The following is a 26,373-nucleotide window of genomic DNA, read 5'->3' as shown; positions in this document are numbered from 1 at the left end:
CGCGCTGGCGATCCGCCCCGGAGAGACGGTCGGCGTCCCTCGATTAGGTCGGCGCGATTGATTCCCGACTCAGCCCCAGGTCTCGCCGCTGACGAGGGCGGTGCCGAAGTGGCGGGCAGCGACGGAGACGATCGCCGGCACGGCACCGTCTTCCGTCGCGTGCTTGAAAGTGTGGACGACGCAAGTGCGCACCGGGTGGACCGGCCCGCCGGGCTCCCAACAATCGTTGGTGGCAAGGGGCCGGTTCTGCGGCCGGGCCAGGCCGAAGCAGACCAGCATGGTGCGGTGGTCTTCGAACCGGAAGTAGTCAACGATGGCCCGGTTGCCGAAGTCGAGGCAGTCGAAGACAACGGCGACGTCCTCGTCCCCGTATGGCGCCTGCTGCAGGGCAGGCAGCACGTCGAGGATCCCGTCACCGCGGGCGAGCAGCCGGGCTTGCTCATGCGAGTGGCCCCAGGGTGGCGGGTCGTTGTCCTGGAACTCTTCAGAGACCTCATCCGAGCGCAGCAGCATGCTCAGGGCCGGGCGGTCCCAGCGGGCCTGCCCGCTGACGCTGCCCCAGTTGAGGCTTGCGTTGACACAGAGCTTGCCCGCGATCAGCGTCCAGGGCGTACGGACCACCCGTTCGCGCGCCAGGTCGACGACGAGGCGGCCGAAGGCCTCCCGGGACAGCAGACTCGGCTCCGCGGGCGCGATGAACGCGTCGGTCCAGATTCCCATGCGACTGGTTGTAACAACGTGAATCCCCCGGGGCCAGCGAAAATCAGCGGTCCCCGGATGACAGGCATCCCCGACTCGCGAACGGGGACGCGGAACAGGACCCTCGTTGATCACCTTGGGGCGGTCAGGGACGCCCCACCGACTGAACGTCCACCTCACATTTCGTCACCCCAAGGGCGCATTTCGTCACCACCCCGTTCGTCAGCCAGGCTGGTCCGCGCCCAAGCGCCGTGTGGCGGCGCAACTTCCCTGGCATCGGCCATCATCGGCGGGCCGAGGTGGCCCGTGCAGCCGCCGGATTTCCGCGCGCGAGTAGGTGGGCAAACGCATGATGCAGCCCAGCTGCCGAGAGCGGCCGGGGCCACATCGCTGGTGGAATCGTCATACCCAGGCGATAGCTTGCCGTTATGGCTGACATCTATGAGCTCTCGGTCGTCCTGAACCTGGGGGGAAATCTGTCCGACGAGGAGGTCACAGAGCTTCGGTGGCATCTCGGGCTGGGCCCCAAGCCAGAGGCTCTCCACATCGTGCCCGAGTTTCCGGTCGTTGTTGAGGACGACCGCGGCGAACTCGTCGCAGAGGACCGTCCTGTGCCTCTGCTAGGCCGACACGGGGAGGCCCGGAAGGTGGACGGAGCGCTCGTCTCGGTGCTGCTGCGACCAGAGGACCCCCGCTACGGGCCATGGGCCCTGACCGTTCGGCAGGAGATCCACCCTGACGAATTCGACCGCACAGGTGAACTGCTCAGGTGGCTGGCGACCAAGGCCGACGACCGGCACTGTCCCTCCACCGGTACGGTCCACCTGGGCTGGACCAGGTTCTGCGAGTCGGACCGGTTCGAGTCCCTGGTGGTTCGAGACGGCGAGGTCGTGTGGCCGTAGAGCCCTGACTTCGCCCCAGCGCTGAACAGCGGACTGGGAAAGGATGACCACGAGCGTGGGAAACGATCACTGCAGACTTTCGCCACCCGGAGCAGGGGACTGTCCAATCAACGGCCCTGTCTCGCATTCGGTGGTGACGGAGGGTGCCGTTATCCGAGGAGGATGCGGTGGCGAAGAAGGGTGAAGCCTGCTCGTCCGTGCATCTGGCGTGCGATCCGTTTGGTCTTGGTGTTGACGCCCTCGGTGGGGCCGTCGCTGTACGGGAGTGTGAACGCGGCGATCACAGCGTCGCGGTCTCGCTCCAGACCCCGGGTGAAGGCGTGCAGATGTGGCAGGTCGACTGCGCGGACCTGGACGATCCAGAGCTCGAGCGTGTCGGCATTTTCTGGGTGAGGCTTCAGGAGTTGGGCGAAGGTCCGGATTCGGGTGGCCAGTTGGGTCATCTCGGGGCAGGCGGCGGTGAGCCGGGCCAGGAGCTCGTGATGCTCAGCCTTGAGGTTGTCGGGCCTGGTGAGCAGCATCCGGGCGAGTCTTCGCGCGGAGATGTGGCTGCGGTCGGCGTCCGCGCGCCCTTGGTTGATGTACTTGTGCAGGAGGTTGGGACAGCCTGTGAAGCCGAGGGATTTGATCTCTTCGAAGAGGTGCTGGACGGGGACGGCGGGGTCTTCGGCCCGGCGTGTGCGCAGGTGCTCGCGGTAGGGATCGACGAGGCTGGCACGGTACTTGGGGACGCGGAGCATTCGCTCGGGCCGATCGGCACGGGCGTAGCGTTTGACGGTGTTCAAGGCCAGTTGCAGACGTCGGGCGCACTCGAGCAGGTCATGGACCTGGTGCCAGCGTTCCAGAGTGGTCTGTGCCCGGGGCCCGTCGTAAAGGGGCGCGTCCAGCACGGTGGCCCAGCAGCTGCTGTGCGCCTTCACCTCGCTCAGGGCGGCTTCGCACAGGTTGTGCCACACATGCCAGCGATCGCCGACCTGCACCGCGTCGGGCAGGGCACGGCGGATGGCCTCGGCGTAGGTCGCGGAGCCGTCACGGCACACGACCTCGATGCCCGGATGCTCGCGCAGCCACGCCTCCAGGGTGTCGGCCGTGCGATCGGGCAGCACGTCGATCCGCTCATGGGTCTCGGCGTCGATCACCACGGTGGCATAGCGGTGCCGTCGGCGCAGAGCGAAATCGTCGACACCGATCACGCGGGGCACCCGCCCGGTGGGCAACGGGATGCGCAACAGAGTGCGCAGGGCCGTGTGACGCGACATGCCCACAGCGAGTATCGCCAGCAAGCGTGCTCCGGCCCGGCCCGCTAACTCCTTGACCACGGCCATGACTTGCCTGGTCAGACGAGCTGTGCGGCGCTGGTATCGCTCCAGGACTCCGGGCACCTGCTCGCGGAAGGTGTTGCGGCAGCCGCGCGTGGGACACACCAGGCGCCGCAGCCGTACGCGGACCACCACCCGGCGCCCGTCGACCGGTGTGTCGGCCACCGTCCGCCAGTGATAGCCGTGCACGCGCCCCGACGACGCCCCGCACACCGGGCAGACCGCGGTGTCCTGCGGAGTTCGTGCCCGCACCACAATCCGCTCGCCCTCGTCGACCACATCCTCGATGACCAGCGGGGAGAGCCCTGAAAACACCGTCTGCACAAGCTCGTTGACATCCTTCACACGAATGTCAACGACCCTTCAAGACTCTGCGTCACCACCGAATGCGAGACAGGGCCGTTCTTCTTACAGTCCCTGACTACGGAAACCCCCGACCCCACGCTGGACCCAACGAACCCCCGGGAGCGAAGGGCCCGAGGCATACCAAGGAGGGGGACGGATGCACCGGCAACAGCGGAAACCCGGCAGCAAGGCCCAGGCGCCGCACAGGACCCGGCACTGAGCCAGGACCACGCGGCTGTGGACACCAGTCATCGGCACGCTCATCACCACCGTGATCACGATCTACCAAACCTGGCACGGCCAACCAACCGGCTAACAACCCCATCTCAAGACCCAAGACAAGGCCTCACCGCGAAAGCCTGATCAACAGGATGCGGTGAGGCCTTCGCCTCTGCACGAACCCCCAATAGACCAGGGCTACGGCGCGTACAGAGCTCCGGGATGACGGAAGGCCGGGGCGTGATCTTCGCCAGGCCAGACGACTGACCGCCAAGACACGGCTCAGATCGTCCAGTGCCATTGCCGTCCCCTACGGCCGCCGTCAGAGCTCAGGTGCCAAGAGTGTTAGTCGCAGGAGTGCAGCAGTGGCCAGCACGGCCGGGAGGACAAACCACCATGTGCGCAGCCACCTGGCTTTCACGAATAGCACTGTCGGGAGCGCTGTCGCGGCGGCCACGGCCAGGGCGAGTCCCGCCGCGAAACCTGAGTGGGAAACGGTCTCCCTGTCCCAGGGACCTGCCGGCTCGGCCGCGTAGGCAAGGAACGTGACGTAGGCGGTGATCAGGTGCGCCAAGGTGAGAATCACGGCACACACCACGGCCCCGGAACGACCGGAGGTGTTCGGGCGTGAGGCATCGTGGTGCTGGGTCGAAGGGCTCGCGCTGCCGCTCACCTCATGGCCTCCTTGGCCTGGTCCAATCGGTTGTCGAAGCCACGACCGTACGCCTGGGCGTCGTCGCTGGCGTAGTAGGGGCCGCCGTTGTAGCGGGCGGCGAGTTCCTGCATCTGCGCGCGGGTCATCTGCTCGGGGGGCACGTCGGCGAACCCGCTCTCGGCCTTGAGCTGGGCCAGGTACTCGGAGGCGATGAAGATGTTCTTCGCGGGGTCCTTCACCGCATCGACGATGACACTTCGCTGCGTGTCGGTGAGGTTGTGGGGATCGTAGCCGAGTACCTCGGCGGCCCGGCGGACCTGGATGGCCATGGGACCCATGGAGGTCCGGTCGGGGTCCTCGCTGCCCGGAAGGATCTTGCGTCCTTCGTAGGCCAGATCGTCCAGGACCCCGGGGTCGCCCTGGACTTCCTGCCAGGCGATACCTGCGACCATCTCGGGCGGGAGGCCCGAGTCTGCTGCCGCGGCCTTGATGAGTTCCTTGTTGCCGGATATGTATTCGCGGCGCCCTTCGTCGGAGTTCGAGGGCAGCCAGTAGTTGTTGCCCTGGCCGTCCGGGAGTCCGTCGACCCGTGTCGAGATGCGGTACAGGCTTTCGGAGACCACGACATTGCTGCCGACCGTGGGGATCGCATCGACCTTCGGCCCCGATCCCGGCAGTTGGACGTTCGGGCTGCCATTCGCCTCCCGCGCCTCGGTCTGCAGGGGTCCGAGCCCTTGAGGAACTCCTCCGGGTTCGGGATGGTTCCCTGATAGTCGGGGATCGACTTGTAGGCCGCCTTGATATCGGCGACGCATTTTTCTCGTGCCTCGGACTCCACGCGGAGGGCATCGCCGTAGTGGCCCTTGGTCTGGTTGTAGTAGCCCTCGGCCTCTTCACGGATCGCGTCCACGTCCACGGTCATCTCGGCTAGGAAGTCCAGCACGCCGCTCGTCCCGCGCAGGTCTTCCCACTGCCGCAGGGGCTCGGCGGCCCGGGCGGTCGGGGTGATCGCCTCGGCTTCGCGGGACATGACGTCCGAGAGTTTTCCCTCGGTGTGCTTGCCGTTCTTGTAGTGCCCCTTGGCGGTCGTGACGGCGTCCGCATACGAGGCCAGCGCCGTCCCCGCCTTGCGGAAGGCTTCTGAGAGGGCGTCGGCGATGCTCTTGCTCTCCTTGAGGCGCTTGACGTAGAGGTCGCTCGCCTCGCTCTGCCAGTCGACCTTTGATGCCTTGAGGAAGGCATCGTCGGTCGACTCGATCAGCGTGTAGAGGCGTCGGAACTCCGCGGCGTTGCGGTCGATGAGCGCCGGGTTGGCGTCTTCGAGGAACTCCACGTCCTTGCGGTATGCCATGGCCGATCACCTGTCCCCGGGGGCGACGTAGCGCCCGCAGTCGAGCATGGCGTTCATGCGCCCCTGGATGTCCTGGTCAATCCTCGTGTAGTCGTTGCCCGACGCCTTGAGCTTGGTGGACAGCGCCGCGAGAAGCACGACCATGTCGTTGTACTGGTCCTTCGCGAACCGGGCGAACGTGTCGACGTTCGAGGCGACATCGGCGTGCGCGCGCGGAGAGCGGCACGTCGTCGCGTTCTCGCCGTCCATCCGGCCTTCGTAGAGGAGTCCGGCGATCTCCATGAGCAGATGCGAACTGCCGTTGATGGATGCTGCGTTCGCCGAGAATCCTTCGCCGCCGGCTCCTGAAACGCCAGGGTGATCGCCACCGTTCGGCGCGTGGTTCAACTACATCTGCACCAAGTCCTGCTTGGCTGTTGCGGCAGCCTTGAGCAGGCCCCATTCCTCATCGAATGACACTTCGTCCGTCCCCCGTACAGTTAGATGGTGTTGCGCGAGCACATTCCTGCACCCACACCCAGCTTGCCACACGCCTCTCGCTGATGATCATGCACGGCAACCGATGTCTGCGACTCTGCTAAGGCACCTCCCAGCAGATGGCTTCCCTCAACCGCGCTTCTCGATAGGGCACTTGCGTACATCCGGCTGTTCACGACGCGCTCGCGTGCCTCGCCCTCAAGGTGCCTCTGCACGGTCTCGAAGCCTGCGACTGAGCACCCGGCAGCAGGACACACCGTCGCGCCCGCAGGCTTACGCTCACCCTTGCAGGCGATCTGCCAAGCAAGGAGAACCGCCCGGCGGCTGCCGGGCCTCACCTGGACCATGGACGCTATTGACGAGCAACAAGCGTCCGGGCCAGGCCTGCTGTTGCTGGACATCACGGCCGCGGACGCAGCGACTGCCCTGGCCGCCCTGCACGAACTGAACCGGGTGGGGCTTGGTCGGGCACCGACCGACTGTGGAGAGTGCCTGGCCAAGCGGGCGTGAGAACACGGGGGTCTGCTGCAAGGTTGGGTGACCGGGCTGATCCGCGAGGTCCATGTCAGCCTCACGGGGCACCTACGGCTACCGCCGCATACACGCCGAGCTCACCATGGGAATGGAAATCCGGGTGTGCTCGAGGACCGTGTCGGTGCTGATGACACAGGCCGGGATCTTCGGACTGCCCGGACCGGTGCGAGTGAAGCGCCTGCGTGGCGTCGTCACCGCCGACGACCTGGTCAACCGCACGTTCCATCGGCTGCGCCCCAACGAGCTGTGGGTCACTGACATCACGCAACACCGCACCAGGGAAGGGTGGGTGTACTGCGCGGCGGTCCTGGACGCGTTCAGCCGCAAGATCGTGGGCTGGTCGATCGACTCCAGACAGGACTCCACCCTCGTGGTCAACGCGTTGGACATGGCCATTCGTAACCGCCGCCCCGAACCAGGCGGGATAGTTCACGCCGATCACGGTGCCCAGTTCACCTCCTGGGTCTTCGGGGAAAGGGTCCGCCACGCCGGGCTCCTGCCATCGTTCGGCACCGTCGGGGACGGCCTGGACAACGCGATGATGGAGTCGTTCTGGTCCTCGATGCAGATCGAGCTGTTAAATCGCAGGCGGTGGAAGACCCGGGTCGAGTTGGCGAACGCGATCTTCGAGTACATCGAGGTCTTTCACAACCGACAGCGGCGCCACTCAGCACTGGGCTACCGCACCCCGATCGAGTACGAACTACTCTTTGAGCAAGACACCATCCCCGCCGTCAGTTAGCCACTGCGGCTGGAACCCAAACCGTGGGGCACGTCAACCTGTCACCCGATCGTGCAGCAGACCCTTTCCGACGTGCTTGCGCTGTCCAGGGACGTGCTGTGGGCGGTGGACATCAACCACGGCGGTGCCGCCCTGCTGATCGGCCTCCTGCTCAGCCACGACCAGCCGATGGTCTACGTCACCGGCTTGGCAGTTCACCATGCTTCTGCCGCCTACCGAGGCCAGGGCAAGACGGACGCCAAAGACGCGTTCGTAATCGCAGACCAGGCCCGTATGCGTCGGGACCTCGGTGCCCTGCGTCCTGGTGACGAGACAGCGGTTGACGGAGCGACTTATCAAGCCCCACTACCTGTCACCGTTCTGGCTTGACAACGGCATTGGGAAGTTTTTGATCCCCTGGCCGTTGTTGATCAGGCTTGCGTTAGCGTCGGAGACCGGTGCTGTTGACGCAGCAGTGGCGGTTGTTCTGGGAGGGGACAGATGACGCAGACGGTGTTTGATCAGTCCGAGCGGCGGGCGTGGGCAGGGCAGGCCGATGCTTATGCTGCGAGTTTCGCAAAGCTCTGTGCGTATGCGGCGCCTGGACTTCTCCGTGCTGCCGGAGTTCGCGAGGGAGCGCGGGTGCTGGATGTAGGAACGGGCACTGGCACCGTCGCGGCAGCCGCAAGTGAGCGGGGAGCGAAGGTCACGGCGGTGGACGCTGAGCCGGACATGGTTGCCCGAGCCGCGCAGGCGGTTCCGGAGGCCGACGTGCGGCTTGCCTCGCTGCCCCGACTTCCGTTCGCCGACGATGAGTTTGATGCCGTGATCGGCAACTTCGTCCTTAACCACGTGGGACGGCCTCGGACAGCCCTGGAAGAGCTGCGCCGGGTTACGCGTCCTGGTGGTCATATAGCGGTCACGATCTGGGCAGTGCCCCCGGCCGCCGGGCAAGCTCTCCTCGGCAGGGCGGTCCAAGCGGCCGGTGTCGCCCGTCCCGCTCATCTGCCGGCTCTTGCTCCCGAGGACGACTTCCCACGCACTGAGCAGGGACTTGCCGCGCTGCTGGGCGAAGCCGGTCTGATGAATACTGCCTGCGACACCCTGGTCTGGGATCATCGGACGACGCGCGAGGAATGGTGGAGCGGACCGGCCGCCGGAGTAGCGACGATTGGGCAGATCGTGACGAGTCAGGCTCAGGCGGTCATTGCGGAGATAAAGGGACACTTTCACCTGCTGTGCGCGGAGTTCACCGGCCCTGATGGCGCGCTGGTGTTGCCTCACGCGGCCCTGATAGCGCACGGCCAGGCATGACGCTGCTCTGACCGGCATGGCCATGGCTCGGGTAGGACCGCGACATCATCGCGCCTTTCCCGTCCAGCTATCGGTGCGGGGGCCAAGGGCCTCATCGAACAGCATGAGAACGTCGTGGTCGGGTTTACCGACCACCAGGACGTCCAGGCCGGCTTTGACCTGGGCTGAACGTCGCGTATGCGTCCGGGACGAGCGCCCGGTATGGGGTTGGTGTCAGACCCTCGCCCTATCTTGACCCGATGATTCGCAATGCGTTCGATCAACGAGTCCTTCAGGCGGCCCAGACCGATGCCCGCTTGGCGAGAGCCGAGTTCGACGACGCATCTCAGTGGTTGGCGGCAGCCGGGCATGGCCCCATGGAACCCCTCGCGGCAGAGGTTTGGGTGTTTGATCAGGGGCTCGCCAGGGTGTTGTTGGTGAAGCATCGTTGGCGGGGCTGGGTTCCGCCGGGCGGGAAGGTCGAGCCTGGTGAGACCCCCCGTGAGGGTGCACGTCGTGAGCTGTTCGAAGAGACAGGCATTGAGCCGGAGCTGTTGCCGGAACCGGCCGCGGTAGCGGTTCGTTCCTATCATCCGGACTGGCCGGTGACTCTCGGGTTGTCGTATGTCGCTGTCGCGGATACCACGTCACCATTGATCGTGGAGAACGGGCAGCCAGCCACCTGGATGAGCCTGGCGGACGGGTGGGAGAGCTGCTTTCCTGACGATCCATCTCGCATGCGCCAGCATGCGAGATGGCTGGCCCGCGAAACCCCCGGTCACTGACGCGGCAGGGTTCCCTGCTGTTCAAGGCGTTGAGCTTGGAGATCCGCGATGCGCTTGTCAGCGAAGCGAAGGCAGTCGTGCCAGTAGTCCGGCGGCACTGGGGCTCAGGGGCTCGTCACCCCGCGCGGTGGCCTCAGGGCCGAACCTGGGACGACAGGTCCTCATGAGTTGCCGTCTGCGCTGGTCATTCCCGGTCAAGTTCGGCGCGCGCCGCTCGTACGCTCGCCTCCAGGGCGGCCATCAGATCCACTGCTGGCACCGCCTCCGCTGGCGACTCGGTCAGCTCGCCACCTCTGGCCTTTGCCGCGATCAGCTGCTCAAGGGCGTGTCCGTACTCGTCAGTTCCCTGATCAGCACCTCGGCCAGCGCCAGCTCCCGGTCCGTGACCGGCGCCGAGGGGGCCAGATCACCGGGTTCACGCAGCTCGTCTTCCCAGAGCAGGGTCTGAACGACCAGCACGCTATGGCGCGGACGCAGCAGTGCCAGGCGCTCCCGGCTTCTGATGGCGAGCTTGGCCACCCCAACCATTCCGGTGCGGGCGAGGGCCTCCACGAGCAGGGCGTACGGCCTCTCGGCACCCGGACCTCCCGGGCCTGCGTAGTAGGGCCGGGCGAAACTGATCGAGTCGATGTCCGCTCCCGGCACGAAGCCGAGCACCTCACAGGTGTGCTTCGTCGGCAGCGGCAGGCGCTCCAGGTCCGCCTCGATGAGCGGCACCACGCTGCCGTCGGGCATCGCGAAGCCGCGCCCCACTTCCTCGTACGGGATCTCCCAGCCCTCGGCGCGACAGAAGCGCCGGTGCTCGACCCGGCTGCCGTCGGCGGCGTGGACATCGTGGAGGCGTACGGCGTGCTCCTCGGTCGCCCCGTACAGCCGGACGGGCAGCGCGACCATCCCGAACTGGATCGTGCCGGACCAGATGGCCCTCATGACTCCAGCGTCGGCCGCAGCCGGTCGGGGCGCATCCCGCGGTGTGACCACGACCAATAGTTGGCCAGGCACAGCCAAGAGGCGGCAGGTCATTGCCCGGCGACGATTTGTAGCTGGCCAGTCTGCCGATCGATAGTTGGCCACGCCGGATCGGCGCCGCCCTTGCTACCAAATCCACATCCCGCCGAGGACAGAAGTCCGGCCGCTCTCGTCGACGCCGACCAGGTGGGCCGTCTCGGGGCCCCCGCTTGAATCGGAGTCCAGCGGGATGACGAAGCGGTGCTCCCCGAAGTCCAGGGCGAGGATCCGATCCGGATCCAGTTCGTAGCCGTCGACGGTCTTGCCGATGTAGCAGCGCATGAGCTCCAGCGACCCTGGTGCGGGGAAGCGCCACTCGCGGCCTCCGTACACGCCCAAGGGGTCGCTCAAGGCCCGCAAGACCGGCCCGTCGAAGTGCAGCTCGACGTAGTCGCGCACGAAGGACACGGCGCTGACCTCCAAGCCCATCAGGAGCTGGAGCGGGTCGTCCGAGTCGTTCGCGATGTTCACAAGCCCATGCTCCCAGAGACCTCCGCTCGCCTGATCACGCGTCCACCCGCTGGCCTCCTGCTCACCGCCCTCAGCTTCCGCGTCGGCGAGCGGACCGCCGGCCCTGCCGTTCTGGTGCGGCTGGAACGCGGCCCGCATGAGCTTCACACCGACCAGGGAGTTGTCCAGACCGGGGAGGCATCGCGAACCGCGACCTCGACCGCGTACATCGCGGCGAAGCAGGCCGTCTCGTAGTCCCCCAGGTTGAAGTTGGTGCGCACCGTTCCCTCAAGTCCGGATGCTGGCCGCCGGACAGCCGTTCACGTGCCTCGAATCGCGCTATCCCCTCTGGCGCCTTCGCCAGTTCCAGCGCGACACCCGGCGGAATGCGTCGGACTGGGACCAGTCCCGAGAGGGCAGCGCGCGGCTCCAGCCCGGTCCATGCGCACGAGTGTGATCACAGGCGTCCGCTTCTCGTTGTCGGGTCAGGAGGGACGGGAAGACCGTGCGGCCCGTCGGCGAACACCGATGACACCCACCCCAGCCAGTGTGGCGGCCGCGGCGCCAAGTGCGGCTCCTCGCCACAATCCCCAGCCATCGGCCTGCCGTTCACCGGTGGCCTCTACCTTCACCTCGCTCCAGAGAACGGTGGGGTCGTAGTCGCAGACGCTGTCCCGGTCTGCCTCGTTCATGCACCGGGCACCCTTGTAGGTCAGGGTGAACTTCACCTTGTACGTCCCTGGTTTGGCATTCGGGAGAATACGTCCAGAACCGACCCAGGCAGCGCCGGTGTCCCCCAAGGCGTTTCCCTTATCCAGGGCCGTACTGGACATTTCCACGCCTGCCGGATGCGGATTACCTGGCTCCTCTTTGACGGTAATCCCGACATTCTGGCCCGGACCTGCCGGGCCGGTGATCGACGCATATCCCTTGTTCGGCAGCGGTACTTTCTCCGCGTGCGCCACGCCTTGCCCGCCGACAAACAGAGCAATCAAGCCAGTTGCAACCACACATTGGCTGACACTCCGACACTTGGTCATTAATCTCTCCCCCTGTTGCAGGTCGCCCCTGGTCCCGTCGCTGAAGAAGAAAGTACCGACGTGCCCGGTCCGCCCGCGGTCTGGCACGCTCCTCCGAGCGCTTCGATGAGGCGGGCGGCGGCCGGTGGTGGCGTGAGTACTTCCGGCCGGACGAGCCGGCCGAATCGGACGTGGACGAGATCGTGGCCGCCCAGTACGCCCAGCGGCTGAGGGCGAAGACCGGCATGTTCGTGCAGTCGGTGCCGGTCGCCAGAAAGCCCAGGCAGAAGGCGGGACCTCTCAGCCGGTAGCGCGATAGAAGGCCGGGGGACCCATGCGGTCGACCAGGCCGCCGTACCGGTCGATTTCGAAGGGGGCCGCGCCGGGAGATGTCTCGCAGTCCTGGCCCGTTTTTCCGTCCAGGACCACGGATTCGTCCCCCATCTGCCCGTAGGCGGCGCCATGCCAAAAGCCGTTGACCTTCGGCACGATGCGGCCGGAACCATCGGGCAGGGCCCACCGCTTCTTGAGCGAGGCGGCATCGAATACCGCAATGCCTGTGCCCGACACCCTCCGGTACGTGGAACACAGGACCAGGGACTGTGCGTCGTATCGGCACTGCCAGTCGGATCCGTCAAGGGTCGCACGCTCCGTGCCGACGGCGACATCAACAAGGAGCAACTTGCCGCCCTGCTTTGCGGTCAGCAGTTTCGGCCCGGCGGAGGAGGGCTGCCGGGTGTCGCGGATCATCGGGCGCATACCTACGTGCAGGCTTTGACGCACTTAAACCCAGTGAGCGTGAGCTTCCACTCACAGCAGTAGGCGCCACTGGATATAGAGGAATCCCCCAAATCTTTAGGGTCCGAATCCTCTTGGCTCACCGGCCGGTCGACGAAGGTGGTGATGATCCGATCACCCTCGAGGTGAGAACTCCGCAAGCTGGCGGTCGAAGTCGATGTTCAAGTGGTCGATCTCGTAGCCGAGGTAGCGGACGGAGTACCTCTCTGCCACCTCGGGGTGCTTGGCGAATGCCGCCCTGACGTCCTCGAAGAACGCTGCGTCTTGGGCGGGGCCAGCCTTTGGCTTTGTCTTCATGATGACTCCATAGGCTTTGGCTGCTCTCTAGCCGCATGCCGTATATGGAACGACCCGGGTCTGACTCCCTCGCCTCCATGGTCGCGCACCCTATGAGGCATTGCCAACAGCGGCGGCAACCCCAGCCGGGTTGCCCCGGACTTGTTCCGCACCCTCTTCATCTTGGTGTCGAGCTATCGGGCGTTCACCCGGTTTCAGCCCAACGAGGCCCCAACGCCAGGAGGAGCGGACGATGCTGCTCAGACGTGATAATTGATCCTGTACTCCAGGTTGGTGTCCCAAGTAATGTTCACCCAGAAATCGGCGCCCCCGTTGCGGCAGACGACGTTGCTCACCGTCATCCGAGCAAATCCTCTTGTCGGGAAGGCTCCCGAAGGTCGAAGCCAAGCTCGGTGATTGACGCGACTACGACGCTGTGTTTGTTGATTTTTGGGTCATTCACAGGTTGCCAGAATTGGCCGCAGTTGGCTGGGGGGTCCGAGAACCGCGCTATCCGCTCGATCGGTGTTTCCTTGTCCCCGGCTGTTGCGGCCTTGGCTGTTTGCGGCCTGGGCTGTTGGGATCTCGACCTTCGCGGACGGCGGTCTTGGCGTGATCCTTCGTGCTGATCCAGAGCGCGAATTTCACCGGCCCCAGGACCGACGCCGTCGGAGGTGAGTCTGCTGCACCATGTCTGGCAGGAAGCGTTCGCTCCCACGTCAGCCCGCAGACGACGACCGCCGTACGGCACCGCGGCCCCGCGCGACTGAACTGCGCTACGCGAGGGCCAACTGCCCGAGCGGACGCCCGGCATCGGCGCGTGATGCGGCCAGGGCGGCGAGTTCAGGACCGGTGAACGACGGTTCCGTCCAGGAGGCGGGGACCGTCACGGGCTCGAGATACACCCGGGTGCCGAAGCTCCGGGCGACGTCGTACAGGCACTGCAGGGTGCGCAGAGCCCGCGCGTCGAAGGATCCAAGGAACGTGGTCCACGTCCTCGAGACGGGGTCGTAGCCCGCGACATCGCGCAGCAGCTGCAACTGCTGCTCCCAATGAGCCGGGCCGGCGGGCGCGGATGCGATCGTGACCTGCAGAAGCCAGGCGGAGTCCGAACTGTCAGAGGTGGGCGTGGTCATGAAACGACCGTAACGCTGCCCACTGACAGGGGCGGGCTGGCCGGCCCGAGCTGGGGATCATCTTCAACTCCCTTCCCGGGTTGACTTGTTGACGTCTACGGACAGCCCGACCTGGGCGGTGATCCCGTTCGGATCGGAGGGACGCAACTGGATGCGGACGCCGTGTCGACTGGACAGTCGGCCGACCACGAACAGACCCATGCGGCGGGAGACTGAGACGTCCACGGTGGGCGGGCCGATGCCGGCGGAACCGCTCGTGCTCCTGGTGCTCGTCGCCGCTGGTCAGCATCCCTCGGTGGTGGGGTAGCGGTAGCAGTACCCGACGGACGGCGGTTGAGGGGGGTCGTCGAGACCTGCTAGCCACACGCTGAGAATCAGCGCGCCTAGCCACAGTGACAGGCAGACACAGACGCGCGTCGACAGCGGAAACGCGTCCCGCCGCTGGCGCCGCGTGCTCCCTTGCCGCTCCCTGCTGCCGCGCGCCACTCGTTTCATTCGGCGGTTCCCTCAACAGCCGGACCGAGACCGGCGGGGAGATGCGCCACAGCCAGGGCGACAGCCTCCTCGGCTGTGGCGGCCTCCCCGATGACGTCGGCGTGAGGATGCTTCAGCACGCGGTAAGGGCTGCCCTCGTAAGACGGGGCGATAGCAATCTCGTTCTTGAATGGGAACCCGGTGCAGGAGCTGAAGCCGAGCGTCCAGTGGCTGGAGAACACATAGAGCTGTCGCAGCTGCCGTTCGGCATGAGCTGCTTCCACAAGTTCGCCGAACTCAGGGAAATCCGGCGCCTCGGCCGCCTGTTCCCGCATCACGCGCCACTGCAGTTCCACCACTGCGGACGGCCCATGCTCGTGGGCCTCGGCGCGCTCACTGGAGTGCAGAAACGGCAGCTCTGCCCGGAGCTCCCGCAGGCTCCTGCCCTGCCCCCACGCCGCTCCGGCCCTGACGACATTCGCCAGGTCGGGCGTGGCTCCGGTGATGAGTTCGACTCCTCGAGTCCTGCCGGAGACGCCGAACCAGCGGCTCTCGGCCCCGATGTGAACGGAGAGCGGTTTGCGCTCAGGTACTGACGAGGCGATGCCGGCCGAAACGGATGAGCCCCAGTCGCCGGGTACCACCGTGAGATCGACACCAAGGTCGGCTGCCAGCTGTTCCAGCGCGGCGGCAAGGCTGCCCACAGCGGCCAGGTCGGGATAGAGATCAGAGTTCACCTCCGTAGTCTGCCGTCGCAGCGCCACAAGGAGAACGGTCATCAGGCGCGGCGGTGGCAGGACCGGCGCCGCGTCAACGGGAGTGCGTGTGCCCAGCGCTCGCTGCCCAGGGAGCGCAACTGGCTGCCGGGGACCGCGAATGGGGAATCGCTGACCGTGCGTTGGGAAGCGATCTTGACTGCTGTCACTACCTCACACACATGTCCGCGACGTGCTATCCCACGTGAGACGGCAAGTTGATCACTCCGAGGCAAGGAAACGCGAGGAGTCCGTGGGCATGAGTGTGCTCATACCCGCCCCGGCGGGAGGCGTTCGCACCCTCGGCTACCACGACAAGACCGCCACGCGACTCGTCACCGAAGCCGGCGGCACCTGGAGCCGTTACGCCCCGGGGCGACCGTTGAGTGCCCCATGCAGAGCTATCAGGCTGTCAGCGTGGCCCGATAGGGTCCGCAGCCACAGCCCACGACGCAGGAGGAGCTCTCTCCAATGGTGACCTTTGACCAGCTTGTCGCATGGGCTGGGGCGGACAATGTCACGAGAGCCGATCCCGAGGCTGGCTCCGGCTGGCGGATTTCCGAGGACATGAAGGCACTCCTGGTCGAAGTCGGCGTTCCTGCCGTCGCGCGTCTGATCGAGCAGGTCGTGTTTCAGAGCGAGTCAGAACCAGCCCTCAACACGGCCTCCGGCAGCCCGCTCTACCGCCTCACCCTCGACTGCGGCGGCGACGGGCCAACCGAACAGCCGTCATCGTTCGGCGTCGATCCCGAGACCGGGGCCGTTTTCTACGTCATGCCTCCTGGAGATGCGTGGTTCGCCAACTCGTCCATCGACCTGTGGCTGCGAACACTGCACCACTACGGTCAGCACGTCTCCGAGTCGGAACTCCTCGCCGAGCCGGCCGGGCCCGAGGAGTACCTGTCTGAAGAGGACGAAGAGAGGGCTCTCGCCGAGCTCGCCCGCATTGGCCAGGAGCTGAAGAGGATCGACCCAGCCGCTTTCGACGGCTACACCGGATTCGTCTGGCCTGAGCTCCTCGACCGCTGGCTCTACTGAGGCAGACCACCGCCTGCGGCCCTGGCTCCGTAACGGTCAGCGAACTCGCTGACCAGGTAGACGGCTGGCTGACCACTGCCCGTGCGAGCGGTTCCACCGTGGTCGAGCTGGGCGAAGGCGACACGATGCCATTGGCGGGCATAGAAGCTTTGGCTCGCTTCTTCAGGGCAGCTGCTGATCAGAGGCTCTGGCTCTACCCCGATTACTGACGACGCCGACACGAGGCTCTCTCCTGGGATGCCGCCGACCATGCCGCTCACTACCCCACTGCACCGACAGTTGTCGCACTGTCACGCTGACCGCCTGTGTCAGAGCCGATCCGTACCGTGGAAAGGCTGCGCGGCTGGTGACCAGCGCGGCCGGGCAGTGTACATGGACGACCGTCAACTCAAGGGTGGGGCACATATGGATGATGGCATCGAAGCCGCGATAGGCACTACGTACAGCAAGCTCCAGGAAGCCATCCGCGAACGCCGCGGGAAGTTACAGGGGCTGCATCTGGTGACTGTCCTGAACACCTGGACCCCCATTCCAAATTGGCAGCCGAGTCGTCGTGGGCTTCGAGCGGCCAATCGATGGAAGCCACAAGTGGCAGAAGTTTGAAAGCCACACTCGACGCGGTCGGCGTACGTTTGGACGCCATGCGGATCACGAAATACACCCACGCATGTGTACGGCTTGAACACGATGGCCGGGTGCTGGTCATCGATCCCGGGACGTGGAGCGAGCCAGCTGCCCTGACCGGCGCGGACGCCGTGCTGGTGACGCACGAACACGCCGATCACGTCGATGTCCTTCGCCTGGCGGGGCTCGGCGTGCCGGTCTACGCCCCGGCCGAAGCGGATATTCCACGGCTGGAGGTCACCGGGGTTGCCTCCGATGCGGAGTTCACCGCCGCCGGCTTCCGCGTACGAGCGGTCGGCGGGCGTCACGCGTTCATCTACGGCGGCCAGCCGGACTGCGCGAATCTCGGCTACATCATCGACGAGGCGGTCTATCACCCCGGTGACGCGCTGTATGTCCCCGAGCAGTCGATCGAGACGCTCATGGTTCCGGTCCAGGGATCGTGGATGAAGATGGCGGAGGCGATCGACTTCGTCAAGGCGGTCAAACCGCAGCGGGCGTTCGCGATACACGACGCCCAAATCAACGATCGCGGCCTCAGCAGTGTCAACGGCTGGCTCGCCGAGGAGACTGACAGCGGCTACCGATGTCTGATGCCCGGCGAATCGGTCTGAAGTGACCTCCGAACTCAACGCGCAGAGGTTGCCCGATACCTGTCACCCGGTACGGAGCTGACCGCGGTGAACGACTCCGGATACAAGGCGGTACGGGTCGATCAGGCAGCGGCCGGCTCCGAGACGGCCATCGGCGCCGTACCCAGTGACGGCACAAGGGTGCGGGTCCAGGCCCACGTCACCGCCACGGACACGCAAGGAGGCAAGTGGCCGCTGGTCTACACGCTTGACATGACGGCCCGCTCGGGCCGGTGGGAAGTCACTGGCCTCGAGGCCGGCGCTCCGGCCCAGACCGCCGCAGCGAAGGACTCGCCCGAGCCCACCGGCTCCACTGCTGGGGGTGCGCAGTGAACACCTCTGATGTGCAGCTGGCCGGGAAGCTCGCCGATCTGGGCGACTCGTGGCTCACCACGCTGGGGCCCTGGGGCGACAAGGGCCTGCAGGTCGCACTCGTGGCCATCGTCGTCATCACCGTGGTCCGCAAGGTGAGCCTGAAGGCCGGGATCGGCGCCCTGATCGGCCTCGTGGTGGCGCTGGGCATCTACAACTCCCGCGGCACCCTGGCGAACCTCTTCGAAGATGAGGTCAACAACCCGGCCAAGGGCGCCGGAGCCATCACCTTGGTGGTCTCCCCGCAGCCGGACTACCTGCCGGGTGTGGGCGGTGGGCTGTGAGCGCCGAAGCCACGGCCGGGGCACGGCCGCGGGTCGCGCGGGTCTACACCGCCGCGCGACGGCATCCGTGGGTGCTGGGCAAGTTGGGCCGCCAAAGCGGAGCTGTCCATCGACCCGCTGCGGGTGTTCGGCGGCCCCACCGGCGCCCACTACGCGCTGTCCTACCTCACCCTGCAACTGGGGGTCGGGCCGACGAGTTCGACGTGGACGCGGCGCTGCAGCGCGGGCTCTGGACCGCCTGGCGCGCCTGGGGAGGTCACGACCGCTCTCGGCAGCACCCTGGACGTGGACGAGGCCCTGCGGCGGGCCAGCATCGTTGCGGCAGCCGAGGAAGCAGAGCGCGCTGACGCTGTTTGGCCGTGGCCTGCACCGCCTGGTCCGGTCGCCACTCACAGCAGGAGGTCGAAGACGGCTCGGGCCTCGTCCCAGTGCTGGGTCTGGGGGTTCTTCAGGTCAGGGTGGAGGATCTTGAAGCTCTGAGCAAGGGCCAGGCTGAGTCCGCCGATGATGTCCGGATAGGCCGCCTCCGTCTCCTCGTCGGGCGTGCGGTCCAGAGCGGGGTGGGTGGCGAGCTGTTCTAGGATCGGCTTGAGTTCTACTTCCTGGTCGATCTTCCGGAAGTGGTGAATGCTCTCCTGCAGGCCTTTCGTGATCGGTAGGTCACAGGTCCGGATGATGTCGCGCCCGTTGGCCTTGGCAGTGGCCTGGGCGACGGTCAGCAGATCGTAGAGCTTGGCGTCGACGAAGTCGCTGTAGCGCTTGAGATCGTTCTTATGGACGTCCAGCCCCGCGGCCGCGCGGAAGAACCTTTCGAACCTGGCGATGGACATTACGGTCATGACGGCAACCTCCGGCTGCGGGCGCCGGGGTGGCTCCCGGCCCCCTGGGCTTCCCAGTCAGCCTGACCGACGGGGGCGCGCGAACGCATGCGCATGTCGGCTCCAATTAGCCTCCCTGTACTGTCCTGTCAGGCCCAGGCGTCCGACTGCCCAGGTAGTCGGACGGGCGTGCGGATCGACAGCAGGGTGAACACCGCGTCGCGGAGCCGCCCCACGTAAAGGGTGACCCTCCAGATGCCGCTGCTGATGAGGCCGAACGCCGCGGTGGCGAACACGCTAGGGAGCGCTCGGGAGAGGCCGGTGAACAGCAGCCAGGGCCGGTTGACGCGGACCATCCCGCCTGGCAGCCGCAACCGCCCGCGGACGCCGGGCAGGACGTAGTGCCGTGCCTCGCTGGTGTACTGGATCCTCCCGGGTGGCAGGGCGTTGCCGGACTCCGGGATCAGCGCTCAGATCACGCCGAGGGCCGCTCCCCTCAGCCGGTGGGCGACGCGCATCAGGCTAAGCACGGGCAGCGACAGCAGGCCGATGTGCTCCGGCGGGCCGATCATGGCGATGACGGGGCGGGTGTTGTCCCGGTAGGGCAGGTCCGTCACCCTTCTTCAGTCGCTTCGCGACCTCCGTTGGCCATCCCGGATCGGCCACGAGGACGACATCGAGCCGCGGCCGCTGGGGGTGAACAGGCGGCGCTGGGGGTGTGGTCATCGATTGCCCTGTACGCGAGGGTGCCGGGTTGTGGGTGTAGGTCGGCCCGGGGTCGCGCGGCCGACGCGACCCGGCAGAACGTTCCGGCTAGGCTCACACCCGTGACATGGCTGCGGGCCTTCGGGGAGGTGCTGCGATCCGGGCTCACGATCGAGGAGACGCGGCTGGAGCCTCTGCTCGCGCTGCGCACGGCTGCTGGGGTGGCAATCGTCATCGGGTCGGCGCTGTGGCTGGTCTCCCCTGCGTACGCAGCGTCCGCCGCCCTCGGTGCCTACTCCGCGGGTGGGGCCACCTTCCAGCGCACCTGGCGTCCGCGCAAGGTGATCGCGCTCGGCGCGGGCGCGGGTCTGGCGCTCAGCACCTTTGTGGGCTACCTGGCGGCGGGGCGACTCGTGACGTTCCTCCCACTGCTGGCCGTATGGGCCTTTGCTGCGGGGATGGCGTGGGCCGTCGGATCGACCGCTGGGATCGTCGCAGCGACGACGGTCGGCAGCATGCTGGTGACCATCACCCTGCCCACGAGCGTCGGGCGAGCCCTGGAGCACGCCGGGATCATCGCGCTCGGAGGCGTGGCGCAGGCCGTGCTGATCTTGCTGTTCCCGATCCGCCGTTGGGGGGCGCATCGTGACGCGCTCGCCGACGCCCTGGCTGCCGTGGCGGACTACGCCCGCCGGCTGCGGCACGACCCGACCGCCCCGTTTGACCCGGAGCCGTTGATGACGGCCCGGGACGCGGCCGCCGTGACGCCATCACAGGCCCGCACCCGTCCCCCCGTCCTCCACGGCCCCCGGGGCCTCGCCGAGCGCATTCGGCCGGTCGTCGCCGCGCTCGCCGACCCGGACGTCGGCGCCCCGGCGGAGGGACCCGGGCGGGACCGCGCGCGGGAGTTGCTCGACGCGGCCGCCGACGTCCTGGACGCGGCTGCCCGTTCGATCCGCCGCGGCACTCCCGCCGAGGTGCCGCCCGGGAGCGCGGACGTCCTGCGCGTCGACGAGGAGCACGAGGTGCTGGAGGGGCCCGCCCGGCAGGCCGCCGAGCGGCTCGTGGAACTGCTCGGCGAGGCGTTGGAGATCGCCGGGAGCGGCGGCGCGCGCGGGAAGACGCCCACGCCGCCCGGCCCCGCGGGCGCCCAGTTCCTGGTGCGCCCGACAATGTTCCGGCTGGTCCCGGTCGTCGTCCGGGCGGTCCGCCGTGAGCTCCGCCGGGACTCGCCCGTGTTCCGGCACGCCGTCCGCCTGGCGGCGGTGGCCACCCTCGGCTATCTGATCGCCGCCCGGCTACCCCTGGGCCACGGCTACTGGGCGCCCATCGCCTCGGTGATGGTGATGCGGCCGGACTTCCACCGGACGTACGCGCGTGCGGTGGCCCGTCTCGCCGGGACCCTGGCGGGGGTCGCGCTCGCCACCGGGATGGTGCGGGCCCTGGGACCGGATGCCCATGTGTTCGGCGCGCTGGCGGTCGTCTCGGCGGGCCTGTCATACACGCTGATCCGTACCGGCTACGCCTACTCCCAGTGCTTCACTGCCGCGTACGTCGTCTTCCTGCTCGGCATGGGCGGCCAGGCGTGGGAGCAGACGGTCCCGGAGCGGGTGGTGCTCACCCTGATCGGCGGGGCCCTGGCAATGCTGGCGTACGTGGTGTTCCCCGCGTGGGAGACGCCCCGGCTGCCGGGCCGGCTTGCGGACTGGCTCGCTGCCAACGGCCGCTACGCGGCCGCGGTGCTCCGCAGCTACGCCGAGCCGTCCCGGGAACATCGCGCCGACATGCGCAGGGCCCTGCTGGCGAGCAGGGAAGCACGTGCCGCCTGGCAGGAGGCCTACGACCGGGCAAGGCAGGAACCGGTCCGCCCCAGGGGTCTGACGTCGCGCGAGGCGCAGGAGGCGCAGGAGGCGCTCAAGCAGTTCGGCCGGGCGGCGATGCTCATGGAGAGCCATGTCCCGAGGGCCGACAGCCGTTTCGTCCCCGAGGCGGAGCGGTTCGCCGAGGCCCTGGAGGCCGACACCGAGCAGGCGGCAGTCGACGTGCGCGAGCACAGAAATCCGGACTGGGGGCACGTGGACGAGGCGCTCCAAGCGTGGGAGGGCGCGGCCGGGGACCGGAGCCCGGTGGTGCGGCGCGGGGCGGAACTGCAGAAGCGGGCCTTGGAGGACCTCGCGGCGGCCGTGAGCCGCACACCCCTGGAACGGGACGTCGGCTCTGCTCGCGAGGAGCAGCGGGTGCGGGCGGCCGTGGCTGTGACGGATCAGGGCCCGCGCACCGGGGTGGGTGACGGCTCCGGCGACGGGGAGCGCCCCGCCTCCTGGAGCGGGAAGTAGTCTCCCGGCCGCGTCGAGCGCCGCCACACGTACACCGCTGTCGCCATCACGAGGATCAGCCCCGCCAGGATGAGCAGTTCGATCCCCTCGACGTTCCACCGGAAGGACTTCTCCGCCTCGGCCGTCACGATGAGCACCTTGCGGATGCCGGCAATCAGGCCGACGACGAGGAACGGCTCCGCGTCGAGGGTCTGGTTCCTGATGGTGAGGCGGACGGTGTGGAGCAGTTCGGCCACGATGAACAGCACAAGGCCGTTGTCCAGGGCGGAGAGAACGACCGTCTCCTCGCGGTACGGCCCCTGGATCGACCTGATGACGTCGTGGACGACCCCGACGGTCAGGAGCCCCGCGAGCAGTACGAGGAGCGCCGCGACGACGAGGTGGATGCCGTCCTCGATGAGCTGCAGGGCGCCCTGTACCCGGCCGCCCTCGATCTTCGGGAGAATGGGTCGCACAGTCAGCATGCTAGGGGTGCCCCGGCCCGCAGGCGCGGCGTGCTGCCGAACGGGTGGACGAGCGGCTCCCTCCCTGTGGTGGCAGCCTGAGGGAAGGGGCGAGGCGCGACATCACCACCCGCGTCTCCAACCGCCTGCGAGGCCTGCTGACACAGATCCATCCGCACCTTGAGCGGGTTCTCGGCCCGCGCCCGCTCGCTGTAGTTCCCCCGCGGGTGGTTGGCCTGCTCAGGATGATCTCCACGGCGTGCTGCCACCTCATCGCCAGGCCGCTTTCCTCGCATCGCCGCCAGGGCGTGGCCGACGAACGTGGGTCGGGAGACGAGGGTGTACGTGCGCGTGCTGCCCCCTCTCATCGGGTCACCCTAACGAGACACATGATCGCGTGGATAAGTCCTATTTGGCGGAGGGGAAAGGTGCGAGTCTCCGGTTGTTGTCGCGCTTCTTCAGGGCCAGGTTCTCGTAGTACAGGTTCGCGGTGACCGCCGCGAGTGCGTCGAGTTTGCTCTGAAGTTCGGTCACCGTCGCCTTCGCCTCACGAAGCTGTCTGCGTAATACGGCAATGGTCTCGTCGCGGGCAGTCTCGCCCGGGGTGCGCAGCACGGGGCAGGCGACCTGGGCGTCCCATTCGGCCAGGACGTTCTGGGCCCGGTGCATGGTGGCGTGGCTGACTTGGGCCTCGCGGGCGAGGTTGGATTTGCTCAGTGCGCCGCTGGTGTGCTGAGGCTGGCCGGCCAGCAGCCGGGCCATGGCGGCGTGTAGTTTCGACTCGGTGGCGGCAGAGACGGGCATCAGGGGCTGTCTTCCTGTGGGTTGAGCGCATGGGTGATGCGCTGGACGTCGGCGAGGCGGGCGAGGACGGCCTCGCGGCGGGCCGGAGCCAGGCGCTGGTCTTTGAGAGTGGCTATCAGGTCGTGTTCCTCAGCAATCCAGATCGGGGTGTGGGCCGCGGTGATGGCGGAGTTGCGGCAACGGGCGGGCTGGCAGACCCCGATCAGTGGGGCCTGGCCTCGCTGGTCATCGGCAGGCCGCTCTGGCATTCGGCGGTCTCTGGTTGCCACAGGCAGTGGTTGAGGGTGCCCAGGCGCAGGTCGGTGAACTCGTCGCGCAGCAGGGCCTGTGCGGTGCGTCGGCGCGGTGGGCTTGCAGTCCGCCGTGAGGGCCGAGGGCGTCAAGGACGTGGTCGAGTCCGTAGTGCAAGCGGCCGGCGCCGGGGCCGACCGCCACGGCGTTGCCGCTGGCCCGGTCGTACAGGAGTGCGGCGAGCTGTCCGGCGGCTGCCCACTCGAGCTGATCGTCGAACTCTTTGGCCCAGGTGGCGTCCGGTTGTCCGTAGCCGTGGGTGGTGCGGTTGGCCAGGGCCCGGCGGGCGGCGTGCTTGAGCTGGATGCCGAGCGCGATCTCTCCGTCCGGCTGTTGGGCGGTGATCACGGACATGGTCTTGCGCAGCTGGTGGGGGCGGATCGGTGCGGCGGGAATCTTGGTGAGGCCGGTCTGGTCCCGGTGGGCGTTGATGTGCGCGATGAAGGCGTCGATGGCGTCGTCGGCCGCGATGCCGATGCGGCCACGGGGTGGCGCGTTCGTCAGGGTGGGTACCGCGACGGTGGCGAACAGGTGGCTGGGGTGCCAGGACAGTTGTTCCAGGATGGCCAGGACCCGGGCGACCGGTTCGATGATCCATCACATCTCTTCGCGGGCCGCGTTCTCCGCTTTGTGCTTGAGCGAGCGGAGGGCGGGGGATCCGAAATGCTCGGCCAGGGCACCGCGTTGGAGTTCCTGGATCTCGCTGTCGCGCATCATCGACAGGGCGGTCGCGAAAACGTAGCAAGCTGCCTGCAGGGCACGCAGTTCGGCTCCGAGCTGTTGCGGTGTGATGGAGGTGCGCCAGGGACCGCTGGTGCCGTCCGGGAGCGGGACGTGGACGAAGTGGGCGCCGTCGACGGGCAGGTCGCGGTAGCCAGCGTTGCCGTCGGTGATGCGATAGCGGCCGGCCTGCACGGCGGCCAGGGCTGCCGCCCGGCGGGTCGGCCTCACCGACGGACACCTGCCGGATCAGCCACTTCTCCGTCTGCCCGGGACGCGGCGCCTGAGCCGGGCCCGAACCCCCTGACGATCAGCCACCCGGCCAGCCCCAGCTCCCAGGCGAACACCGGGAGCGCGGCGGCCGACCCCGCCACGGAGAGCTGCGCGTAGGCCCCGAACATCACGGCGACGGCCGAGGCGCAGATCAGCGGCCCGCCGACCAGCCCGAGCACGGCGATGAAGCGCGGCACGAGCCGTGCGCGGTACGCCAGGTACGCAAGCAGGACGGTGTTCAGGCCGAGGGCGATGTTGGGCCCGAGCAGGAACGTCCAGTCGTGCACGGCCGCCAGCGCGACGTCGGCGCCGGCCGCTGCCCCCGCGTCCCGCCGCAGGGTGACGAGCGCCAGGACGGCGACGATCCCGAGGGCGATGACGGCCGCCTCCAGCAGCCGCCCGAAGGCGTACCCGAGCGCGAGCCCCTCGCCGTGGCGCCGCAGGACGGGGAACAGTGCCGCCCCGGTACCGGCCACCGCCACGACCAGCACCACCTCGCAGAGCACCCCGAGCAGCGCCCGCGTGTCGGCGCCCTGCGCGAGCCGGCCGTCCGCCGCGCCCAGCAGGGGGCGGTACAGAACCGCCCCGGCTATCGCGGCGGCCTCGGTCAGCAGGAACAGCGACCCGGCGGCCACCGCGGTTCTCCGGTCCGGACTCATCTTTTCGGTACCCCTCGCTCGGTGGTGGTGTACGCCGTACACCTGGCAGCAACCATAGGTGTACGGCGTACACTCGTCAAGGAGAGGGCGCTGTCGAGGAAGGAAGGGGCCGAACCGGAATGACCCGGCAGGAAGCCACGAACACGCAACGGATCCCCCTGAACAGGGACCGCGTCCTGCGCGCCGCCGTCGCGCTCGCCGACGCCACCGGCATCGACGCGCTCAGCATGCGCAGGCTCGCGCAGGAGCTGGACGTCGTACCGATGGCCCTCTACAAGCACGTGGCCAACAAGGAGGAGCTGCTCGACGGCATGGCCGACGCCGTCATCGGCGAGATCGACCCGCCGGCCGCGGGCCCCGACTGGCAGCGCGTGGTCCGCGGGCGGATCCTCTCGGCCCGGCGGGTCCTGCTGCGCCACCCCTGGGCGGCCCGGGTCATCGAGTCGCGGACCGGCCCCACCCCGGCCGTGCTGGCGTACCTGGACTCGATGGCCGGGAGCTTCCGGGACGGCGGCCTCTCCGCCGACCTCACGCACCACGTCATGCACGCGATGGGCAGCCGCCTGCTCGGCTTCAGCCAGGAACTGTTCGACACCTCGGGCCCCTCCGGCCCGCCGGACCCCGGGCTGGCGGCGCGCTACCCGCACATCGCGGAACTGGCCGCGACGGCCGCACACGACGGGGGCTCCACGGTCGGTGGCGGCTGCGACGACCAGTTCGAGTTCGAATTCGCCCTGGACCTCCTCCTGGACGGCTTCGAAAGCCTCCGCCGCCAGGGCTGGACGTCCGCGCGGAAGGCGTAGCGGGTGCGGGGGGCGGGGGCTGATCTAGCGTCGAATGGGAGGGAAACCCAGCCGAGCCGGGGCCAGTGGTTGCGCGGGCCCGCGTGCGCTCGGCGCCGTTCCCACACGGATCCGGCAACACTCAGCTCCCGGGCCGCGCGACGATCCCGGAGAGCAGGCACGTCCCATGCGCACGTCCATCCGTATCGCAAGTGTCCTCACCGGCCTGACCCTCGCGCTCGGTGGCGTGGCCTTCACGGCCCCCGCCGCCCACGCGGACGTCACGCGGCGCGCACCAGGTCGGCGAGAAGCATGAGGCGCCGCTTGTGGATGCGGTGGTCGACCCAGGCACCGAGGACGATCGCGAGCAGGTTCG

At 67.7% G+C, this 26,373-nt stretch carries 30 protein-coding genes and 2 pseudogenes; 12 read left to right on the top strand and 20 right to left on the bottom strand.

From position 1 onward, the window contains the following. Positions 1 to 69: 69 nt before the first annotated feature. Positions 70 to 720, bottom strand: a complete 651-nt coding sequence (locus ACFWDI_RS26850) for a hypothetical protein (RefSeq protein WP_385307513.1) — start codon at positions 718 to 720, stop codon at positions 70 to 72. Positions 721 to 1,127: 407 nt separating this feature from the next. Between ACFWDI_RS26850 and ACFWDI_RS26845 the strand changes: the two genes are divergently transcribed. Then, the gene (locus ACFWDI_RS26845; RefSeq protein WP_385307511.1) at positions 1,128 to 1,601 is read left to right on the top strand and encodes a hypothetical protein; all 474 of its coding nucleotides are present in this window, start codon (positions 1,128 to 1,130) and stop codon (positions 1,599 to 1,601) included. Between the two features lie 149 nt (positions 1,602 to 1,750). Here ACFWDI_RS26845 and ACFWDI_RS26840 read toward each other — a convergent pair whose 3' ends face one another. From ACFWDI_RS26840 to ACFWDI_RS26830, 3 genes are all read right to left on the bottom strand, one after another. Next, positions 1,751 to 3,235 (bottom strand): ISL3 family transposase, encoded by a 1,485-nt coding sequence (locus ACFWDI_RS26840; protein ID WP_385307542.1) that lies wholly within the window; start codon positions 3,233 to 3,235, stop codon positions 1,751 to 1,753. Between the two features lie 918 nt (positions 3,236 to 4,153). After that, positions 4,154 to 4,762, bottom strand: coding sequence for a hypothetical protein (locus ACFWDI_RS26835; protein ID WP_385307509.1), 609 nt, complete (start codon positions 4,760 to 4,762; stop codon positions 4,154 to 4,156). 734 nt (positions 4,763 to 5,496) lie between these two features. Beyond that, positions 5,497 to 5,772, bottom strand: coding sequence for a hypothetical protein (locus ACFWDI_RS26830; protein WP_385307507.1), 276 nt, complete (start codon positions 5,770 to 5,772; stop codon positions 5,497 to 5,499). 540 nt (positions 5,773 to 6,312) lie between these two features. Here ACFWDI_RS26830 and ACFWDI_RS26825 point away from each other — a divergent pair. The 5 genes and pseudogenes from ACFWDI_RS26825 to ACFWDI_RS26805 all read left to right on the top strand — a co-directional run bounded on the left by ACFWDI_RS26825 (position 6,313) and on the right by ACFWDI_RS26805 (position 9,300). Continuing rightward, positions 6,313 to 6,477: a DUF6207 family protein gene (locus ACFWDI_RS26825; protein ID WP_385307505.1), complete on the top strand. Its 165-nt coding sequence runs from the start codon at positions 6,313 to 6,315 to the stop codon at positions 6,475 to 6,477. Positions 6,478 to 6,489: 12 nt separating this feature from the next. Beyond that, positions 6,490 to 7,243: pseudogene (locus ACFWDI_RS26820) on the top strand (IS3 family transposase); the annotation flags it as partial. Between the two features lie 63 nt (positions 7,244 to 7,306). Further along, positions 7,307 to 7,567: pseudogene (locus tag ACFWDI_RS26815) on the top strand (transposase); the annotation flags it as partial. A 156-nt stretch (positions 7,568 to 7,723) separates the two neighbouring features. Next, on the top strand, positions 7,724 to 8,536 hold the full coding sequence (locus ACFWDI_RS26810) for a class I SAM-dependent methyltransferase (RefSeq protein ID WP_385307503.1): 813 nt from the start codon (positions 7,724 to 7,726) through the stop codon (positions 8,534 to 8,536). Between the two features lie 239 nt (positions 8,537 to 8,775). Beyond that, positions 8,776 to 9,300 carry an NUDIX domain-containing protein gene (locus tag ACFWDI_RS26805; protein ID WP_385307501.1) on the top strand — a complete coding sequence of 175 codons (525 nt, stop codon included), beginning with the start codon at positions 8,776 to 8,778 and terminating at the stop codon, positions 9,298 to 9,300. Positions 9,301 to 9,609: 309 nt separating this feature from the next. Here the strand turns inward: ACFWDI_RS26805 and ACFWDI_RS26800 are convergent, their stop codons facing one another. The 7 genes from ACFWDI_RS26800 to ACFWDI_RS26770 form a co-directional block, all read right to left on the bottom strand. Further along, positions 9,610 to 10,230, bottom strand: coding sequence for a Ku protein (locus ACFWDI_RS26800; RefSeq protein ID WP_385307499.1), 621 nt, complete (start codon positions 10,228 to 10,230; stop codon positions 9,610 to 9,612). Between the two features lie 165 nt (positions 10,231 to 10,395). Continuing rightward, positions 10,396 to 10,926, bottom strand: a complete 531-nt coding sequence (locus tag ACFWDI_RS26795) for a hypothetical protein (protein ID WP_385307497.1) — start codon at positions 10,924 to 10,926, stop codon at positions 10,396 to 10,398. 317 nt (positions 10,927 to 11,243) lie between these two features. Continuing rightward, a complete protein-coding gene (locus tag ACFWDI_RS26790) occupies positions 11,244 to 11,798 on the bottom strand; it encodes a hypothetical protein (protein ID WP_385307495.1) in 555 nt (184 codons plus the stop codon). A 279-nt stretch (positions 11,799 to 12,077) separates the two neighbouring features. Further along, a complete protein-coding gene (locus tag ACFWDI_RS26785; protein WP_385307493.1) occupies positions 12,078 to 12,527 on the bottom strand; it encodes a hypothetical protein in 450 nt (149 codons plus the stop codon). 162 nt (positions 12,528 to 12,689) lie between these two features. Next, a complete protein-coding gene (locus ACFWDI_RS26780; RefSeq protein WP_385307491.1) occupies positions 12,690 to 12,872 on the bottom strand; it encodes a hypothetical protein in 183 nt (60 codons plus the stop codon). 755 nt (positions 12,873 to 13,627) lie between these two features. Next, the gene (locus ACFWDI_RS26775; RefSeq protein ID WP_385307489.1) at positions 13,628 to 13,987 is read right to left on the bottom strand and encodes a hypothetical protein; all 360 of its coding nucleotides are present in this window, start codon (positions 13,985 to 13,987) and stop codon (positions 13,628 to 13,630) included. Positions 13,988 to 14,478: 491 nt separating this feature from the next. After that, positions 14,479 to 15,225, bottom strand: coding sequence for a DUF6193 family natural product biosynthesis protein (locus tag ACFWDI_RS26770; RefSeq protein ID WP_385307487.1), 747 nt, complete (start codon positions 15,223 to 15,225; stop codon positions 14,479 to 14,481). A gap of 462 nt (positions 15,226 to 15,687) precedes the next feature. Between ACFWDI_RS26770 and ACFWDI_RS26765 the strand changes: the two genes are divergently transcribed. The 4 genes from ACFWDI_RS26765 (at position 15,688) to ACFWDI_RS26750 (ending at position 18,166) form a co-directional block, all read left to right on the top strand. After that, a complete protein-coding gene (locus ACFWDI_RS26765) occupies positions 15,688 to 16,254 on the top strand; it encodes an SUKH-4 family immunity protein (RefSeq protein ID WP_385307485.1) in 567 nt (188 codons plus the stop codon). Between the two features lie 641 nt (positions 16,255 to 16,895). Next, positions 16,896 to 17,492: an MBL fold metallo-hydrolase gene (locus ACFWDI_RS26760; RefSeq protein ID WP_385307540.1), complete on the top strand. Its 597-nt coding sequence runs from the start codon at positions 16,896 to 16,898 to the stop codon at positions 17,490 to 17,492. A gap of 66 nt (positions 17,493 to 17,558) precedes the next feature. Further along, positions 17,559 to 17,843: a hypothetical protein gene (locus tag ACFWDI_RS26755; protein WP_385307483.1), complete on the top strand. Its 285-nt coding sequence runs from the start codon at positions 17,559 to 17,561 to the stop codon at positions 17,841 to 17,843. Then, positions 17,840 to 18,166, top strand: a complete 327-nt coding sequence (locus tag ACFWDI_RS26750) for a hypothetical protein (RefSeq protein ID WP_385307482.1) — start codon at positions 17,840 to 17,842, stop codon at positions 18,164 to 18,166. Before ACFWDI_RS26755 ends, ACFWDI_RS26750 begins: the two co-directional genes overlap by 4 nt. A gap of 389 nt (positions 18,167 to 18,555) precedes the next feature. Here the strand turns inward: ACFWDI_RS26750 and ACFWDI_RS26745 are convergent, their stop codons facing one another. The 3 genes from ACFWDI_RS26745 to ACFWDI_RS26735 form a co-directional block, all read right to left on the bottom strand. Beyond that, on the bottom strand, positions 18,556 to 19,005 hold the full coding sequence (locus tag ACFWDI_RS26745) for a DUF1931 family protein (RefSeq protein ID WP_385307480.1): 450 nt from the start codon (positions 19,003 to 19,005) through the stop codon (positions 18,556 to 18,558). 128 nt (positions 19,006 to 19,133) lie between these two features. Continuing rightward, positions 19,134 to 19,340, bottom strand: a complete 207-nt coding sequence (locus ACFWDI_RS26740; RefSeq protein ID WP_385307478.1) for a hypothetical protein — start codon at positions 19,338 to 19,340, stop codon at positions 19,134 to 19,136. A gap of 114 nt (positions 19,341 to 19,454) precedes the next feature. Continuing rightward, complete coding sequence (locus ACFWDI_RS26735) at positions 19,455 to 19,601, bottom strand: hypothetical protein (RefSeq protein ID WP_385307476.1); 147 nt, start codon at positions 19,599 to 19,601, stop codon at positions 19,455 to 19,457. 210 nt (positions 19,602 to 19,811) lie between these two features. Between ACFWDI_RS26735 and ACFWDI_RS26730 the strand changes: the two genes are divergently transcribed. Next, positions 19,812 to 22,025 carry an FUSC family protein gene (locus ACFWDI_RS26730; RefSeq protein ID WP_385307474.1) on the top strand — a complete coding sequence of 738 codons (2,214 nt, stop codon included), beginning with the start codon at positions 19,812 to 19,814 and terminating at the stop codon, positions 22,023 to 22,025. Here the strand turns inward: ACFWDI_RS26730 and ACFWDI_RS26725 are convergent. The 6 genes from ACFWDI_RS26725 to ACFWDI_RS26700 form a co-directional block, all read right to left on the bottom strand. Then, a complete protein-coding gene (locus ACFWDI_RS26725) occupies positions 21,953 to 22,489 on the bottom strand; it encodes a phosphate-starvation-inducible PsiE family protein (protein WP_385307473.1) in 537 nt (178 codons plus the stop codon). The genes ACFWDI_RS26730 and ACFWDI_RS26725 overlap by 73 nt on opposite strands. Before the next feature lie 387 nt (positions 22,490 to 22,876). Continuing rightward, positions 22,877 to 23,272 (bottom strand): hypothetical protein, encoded by a 396-nt coding sequence (locus ACFWDI_RS26720; protein WP_385307471.1) that lies wholly within the window; start codon positions 23,270 to 23,272, stop codon positions 22,877 to 22,879. Beyond that, positions 23,272 to 23,520 (bottom strand): hypothetical protein, encoded by a 249-nt coding sequence (locus tag ACFWDI_RS26715; RefSeq protein ID WP_385307469.1) that lies wholly within the window; start codon positions 23,518 to 23,520, stop codon positions 23,272 to 23,274. Before ACFWDI_RS26715 ends, ACFWDI_RS26720 begins: the two co-directional genes overlap by 1 nt. After that, positions 23,498 to 23,917: a hypothetical protein gene (locus ACFWDI_RS26710; RefSeq protein ID WP_385307467.1), complete on the bottom strand. Its 420-nt coding sequence runs from the start codon at positions 23,915 to 23,917 to the stop codon at positions 23,498 to 23,500. Before ACFWDI_RS26710 ends, ACFWDI_RS26715 begins: the two co-directional genes overlap by 23 nt. Positions 23,918 to 24,160: 243 nt before the next feature. Further along, positions 24,161 to 24,514, bottom strand: a complete 354-nt coding sequence (locus tag ACFWDI_RS26705) for a hypothetical protein (protein WP_385307465.1) — start codon at positions 24,512 to 24,514, stop codon at positions 24,161 to 24,163. After that, a complete protein-coding gene (locus ACFWDI_RS26700; protein ID WP_385307463.1) occupies positions 24,511 to 25,215 on the bottom strand; it encodes a DUF4386 domain-containing protein in 705 nt (234 codons plus the stop codon). Before ACFWDI_RS26700 ends, ACFWDI_RS26705 begins: the two co-directional genes overlap by 4 nt. 119 nt (positions 25,216 to 25,334) lie before the next feature. Here ACFWDI_RS26700 and ACFWDI_RS26695 point away from each other — a divergent pair, with 119 nt between their 5' ends. Beyond that, positions 25,335 to 26,018 (top strand): TetR/AcrR family transcriptional regulator C-terminal domain-containing protein, encoded by a 684-nt coding sequence (locus tag ACFWDI_RS26695; protein WP_385307462.1) that lies wholly within the window; start codon positions 25,335 to 25,337, stop codon positions 26,016 to 26,018. The last annotated feature ends 355 nt before the right edge of the window (positions 26,019 to 26,373 follow it).

The sequence above is a fragment of the Streptomyces sp. NPDC060064 genome, from assembly GCF_042736455.1.
GTDB lineage: Bacteria > Actinomycetota > Actinomycetes > Streptomycetales > Streptomycetaceae > Streptomyces.
The sequence above is the reverse complement of the archived record's forward strand: the minus strand, read 5'-3'. Positions and strand labels throughout refer to the sequence as shown.

Bases quoted from the DNA above. Each gene is read 5' to 3' on its own strand.
- ACFWDI_RS26850 (WP_385307513.1), bottom strand. From the start codon at position 720: ATGGGAATCTGGACCGACGCGTTCATCGCGCCCGCGGAGCCGAGTCTG.
- ACFWDI_RS26845 (WP_385307511.1), top strand. From the start codon at position 1,128: ATGGCTGACATCTATGAGCTCTCGGTCGTCCTGAACCTGGGGGGAAAT.
- ACFWDI_RS26830 (WP_385307507.1), bottom strand. From the start codon at position 5,772: ATGGAGATCGCCGGACTCCTCTACGAAGGCCGGATGGACGGCGAGAAC.
- ACFWDI_RS26825 (WP_385307505.1), top strand. From the start codon at position 6,313: ATGGACGCTATTGACGAGCAACAAGCGTCCGGGCCAGGCCTGCTGTTG.
- ACFWDI_RS26810 (WP_385307503.1), top strand. From the start codon at position 7,724: ATGACGCAGACGGTGTTTGATCAGTCCGAGCGGCGGGCGTGGGCAGGG.
- ACFWDI_RS26805 (WP_385307501.1), top strand. From the start codon at position 8,776: ATGATTCGCAATGCGTTCGATCAACGAGTCCTTCAGGCGGCCCAGACC.
- ACFWDI_RS26800 (WP_385307499.1), bottom strand. From the start codon at position 10,230: ATGAGGGCCATCTGGTCCGGCACGATCCAGTTCGGGATGGTCGCGCTG.
- ACFWDI_RS26790 (WP_385307495.1), bottom strand. From the start codon at position 11,798: ATGACCAAGTGTCGGAGTGTCAGCCAATGTGTGGTTGCAACTGGCTTG.
- ACFWDI_RS26785 (WP_385307493.1), bottom strand. From the start codon at position 12,527: ATGATCCGCGACACCCGGCAGCCCTCCTCCGCCGGGCCGAAACTGCTG.
- ACFWDI_RS26780 (WP_385307491.1), bottom strand. From the start codon at position 12,872: ATGAAGACAAAGCCAAAGGCTGGCCCCGCCCAAGACGCAGCGTTCTTC.
- ACFWDI_RS26775 (WP_385307489.1), bottom strand. From the start codon at position 13,987: ATGACCACGCCCACCTCTGACAGTTCGGACTCCGCCTGGCTTCTGCAG.
- ACFWDI_RS26765 (WP_385307485.1), top strand. From the start codon at position 15,688: ATGGTGACCTTTGACCAGCTTGTCGCATGGGCTGGGGCGGACAATGTC.
- ACFWDI_RS26760 (WP_385307540.1), top strand. From the start codon at position 16,896: ATGCGGATCACGAAATACACCCACGCATGTGTACGGCTTGAACACGAT.
- ACFWDI_RS26745 (WP_385307480.1), bottom strand. From the start codon at position 19,005: ATGACCGTAATGTCCATCGCCAGGTTCGAAAGGTTCTTCCGCGCGGCC.
- ACFWDI_RS26740 (WP_385307478.1), bottom strand. From the start codon at position 19,340: ATGGTCCGCGTCAACCGGCCCTGGCTGCTGTTCACCGGCCTCTCCCGA.
- ACFWDI_RS26725 (WP_385307473.1), bottom strand. From the start codon at position 22,489: ATGCTGACTGTGCGACCCATTCTCCCGAAGATCGAGGGCGGCCGGGTA.
- ACFWDI_RS26720 (WP_385307471.1), bottom strand. From the start codon at position 23,272: ATGCCCGTCTCTGCCGCCACCGAGTCGAAACTACACGCCGCCATGGCC.
- ACFWDI_RS26715 (WP_385307469.1), bottom strand. From the start codon at position 23,520: ATGCCAGAGCGGCCTGCCGATGACCAGCGAGGCCAGGCCCCACTGATC.
- ACFWDI_RS26710 (WP_385307467.1), bottom strand. From the start codon at position 23,917: ATGTCCGTGATCACCGCCCAACAGCCGGACGGAGAGATCGCGCTCGGC.
- ACFWDI_RS26700 (WP_385307463.1), bottom strand. From the start codon at position 25,215: ATGAGTCCGGACCGGAGAACCGCGGTGGCCGCCGGGTCGCTGTTCCTG.
- ACFWDI_RS26695 (WP_385307462.1), top strand. From the start codon at position 25,335: ATGACCCGGCAGGAAGCCACGAACACGCAACGGATCCCCCTGAACAGG.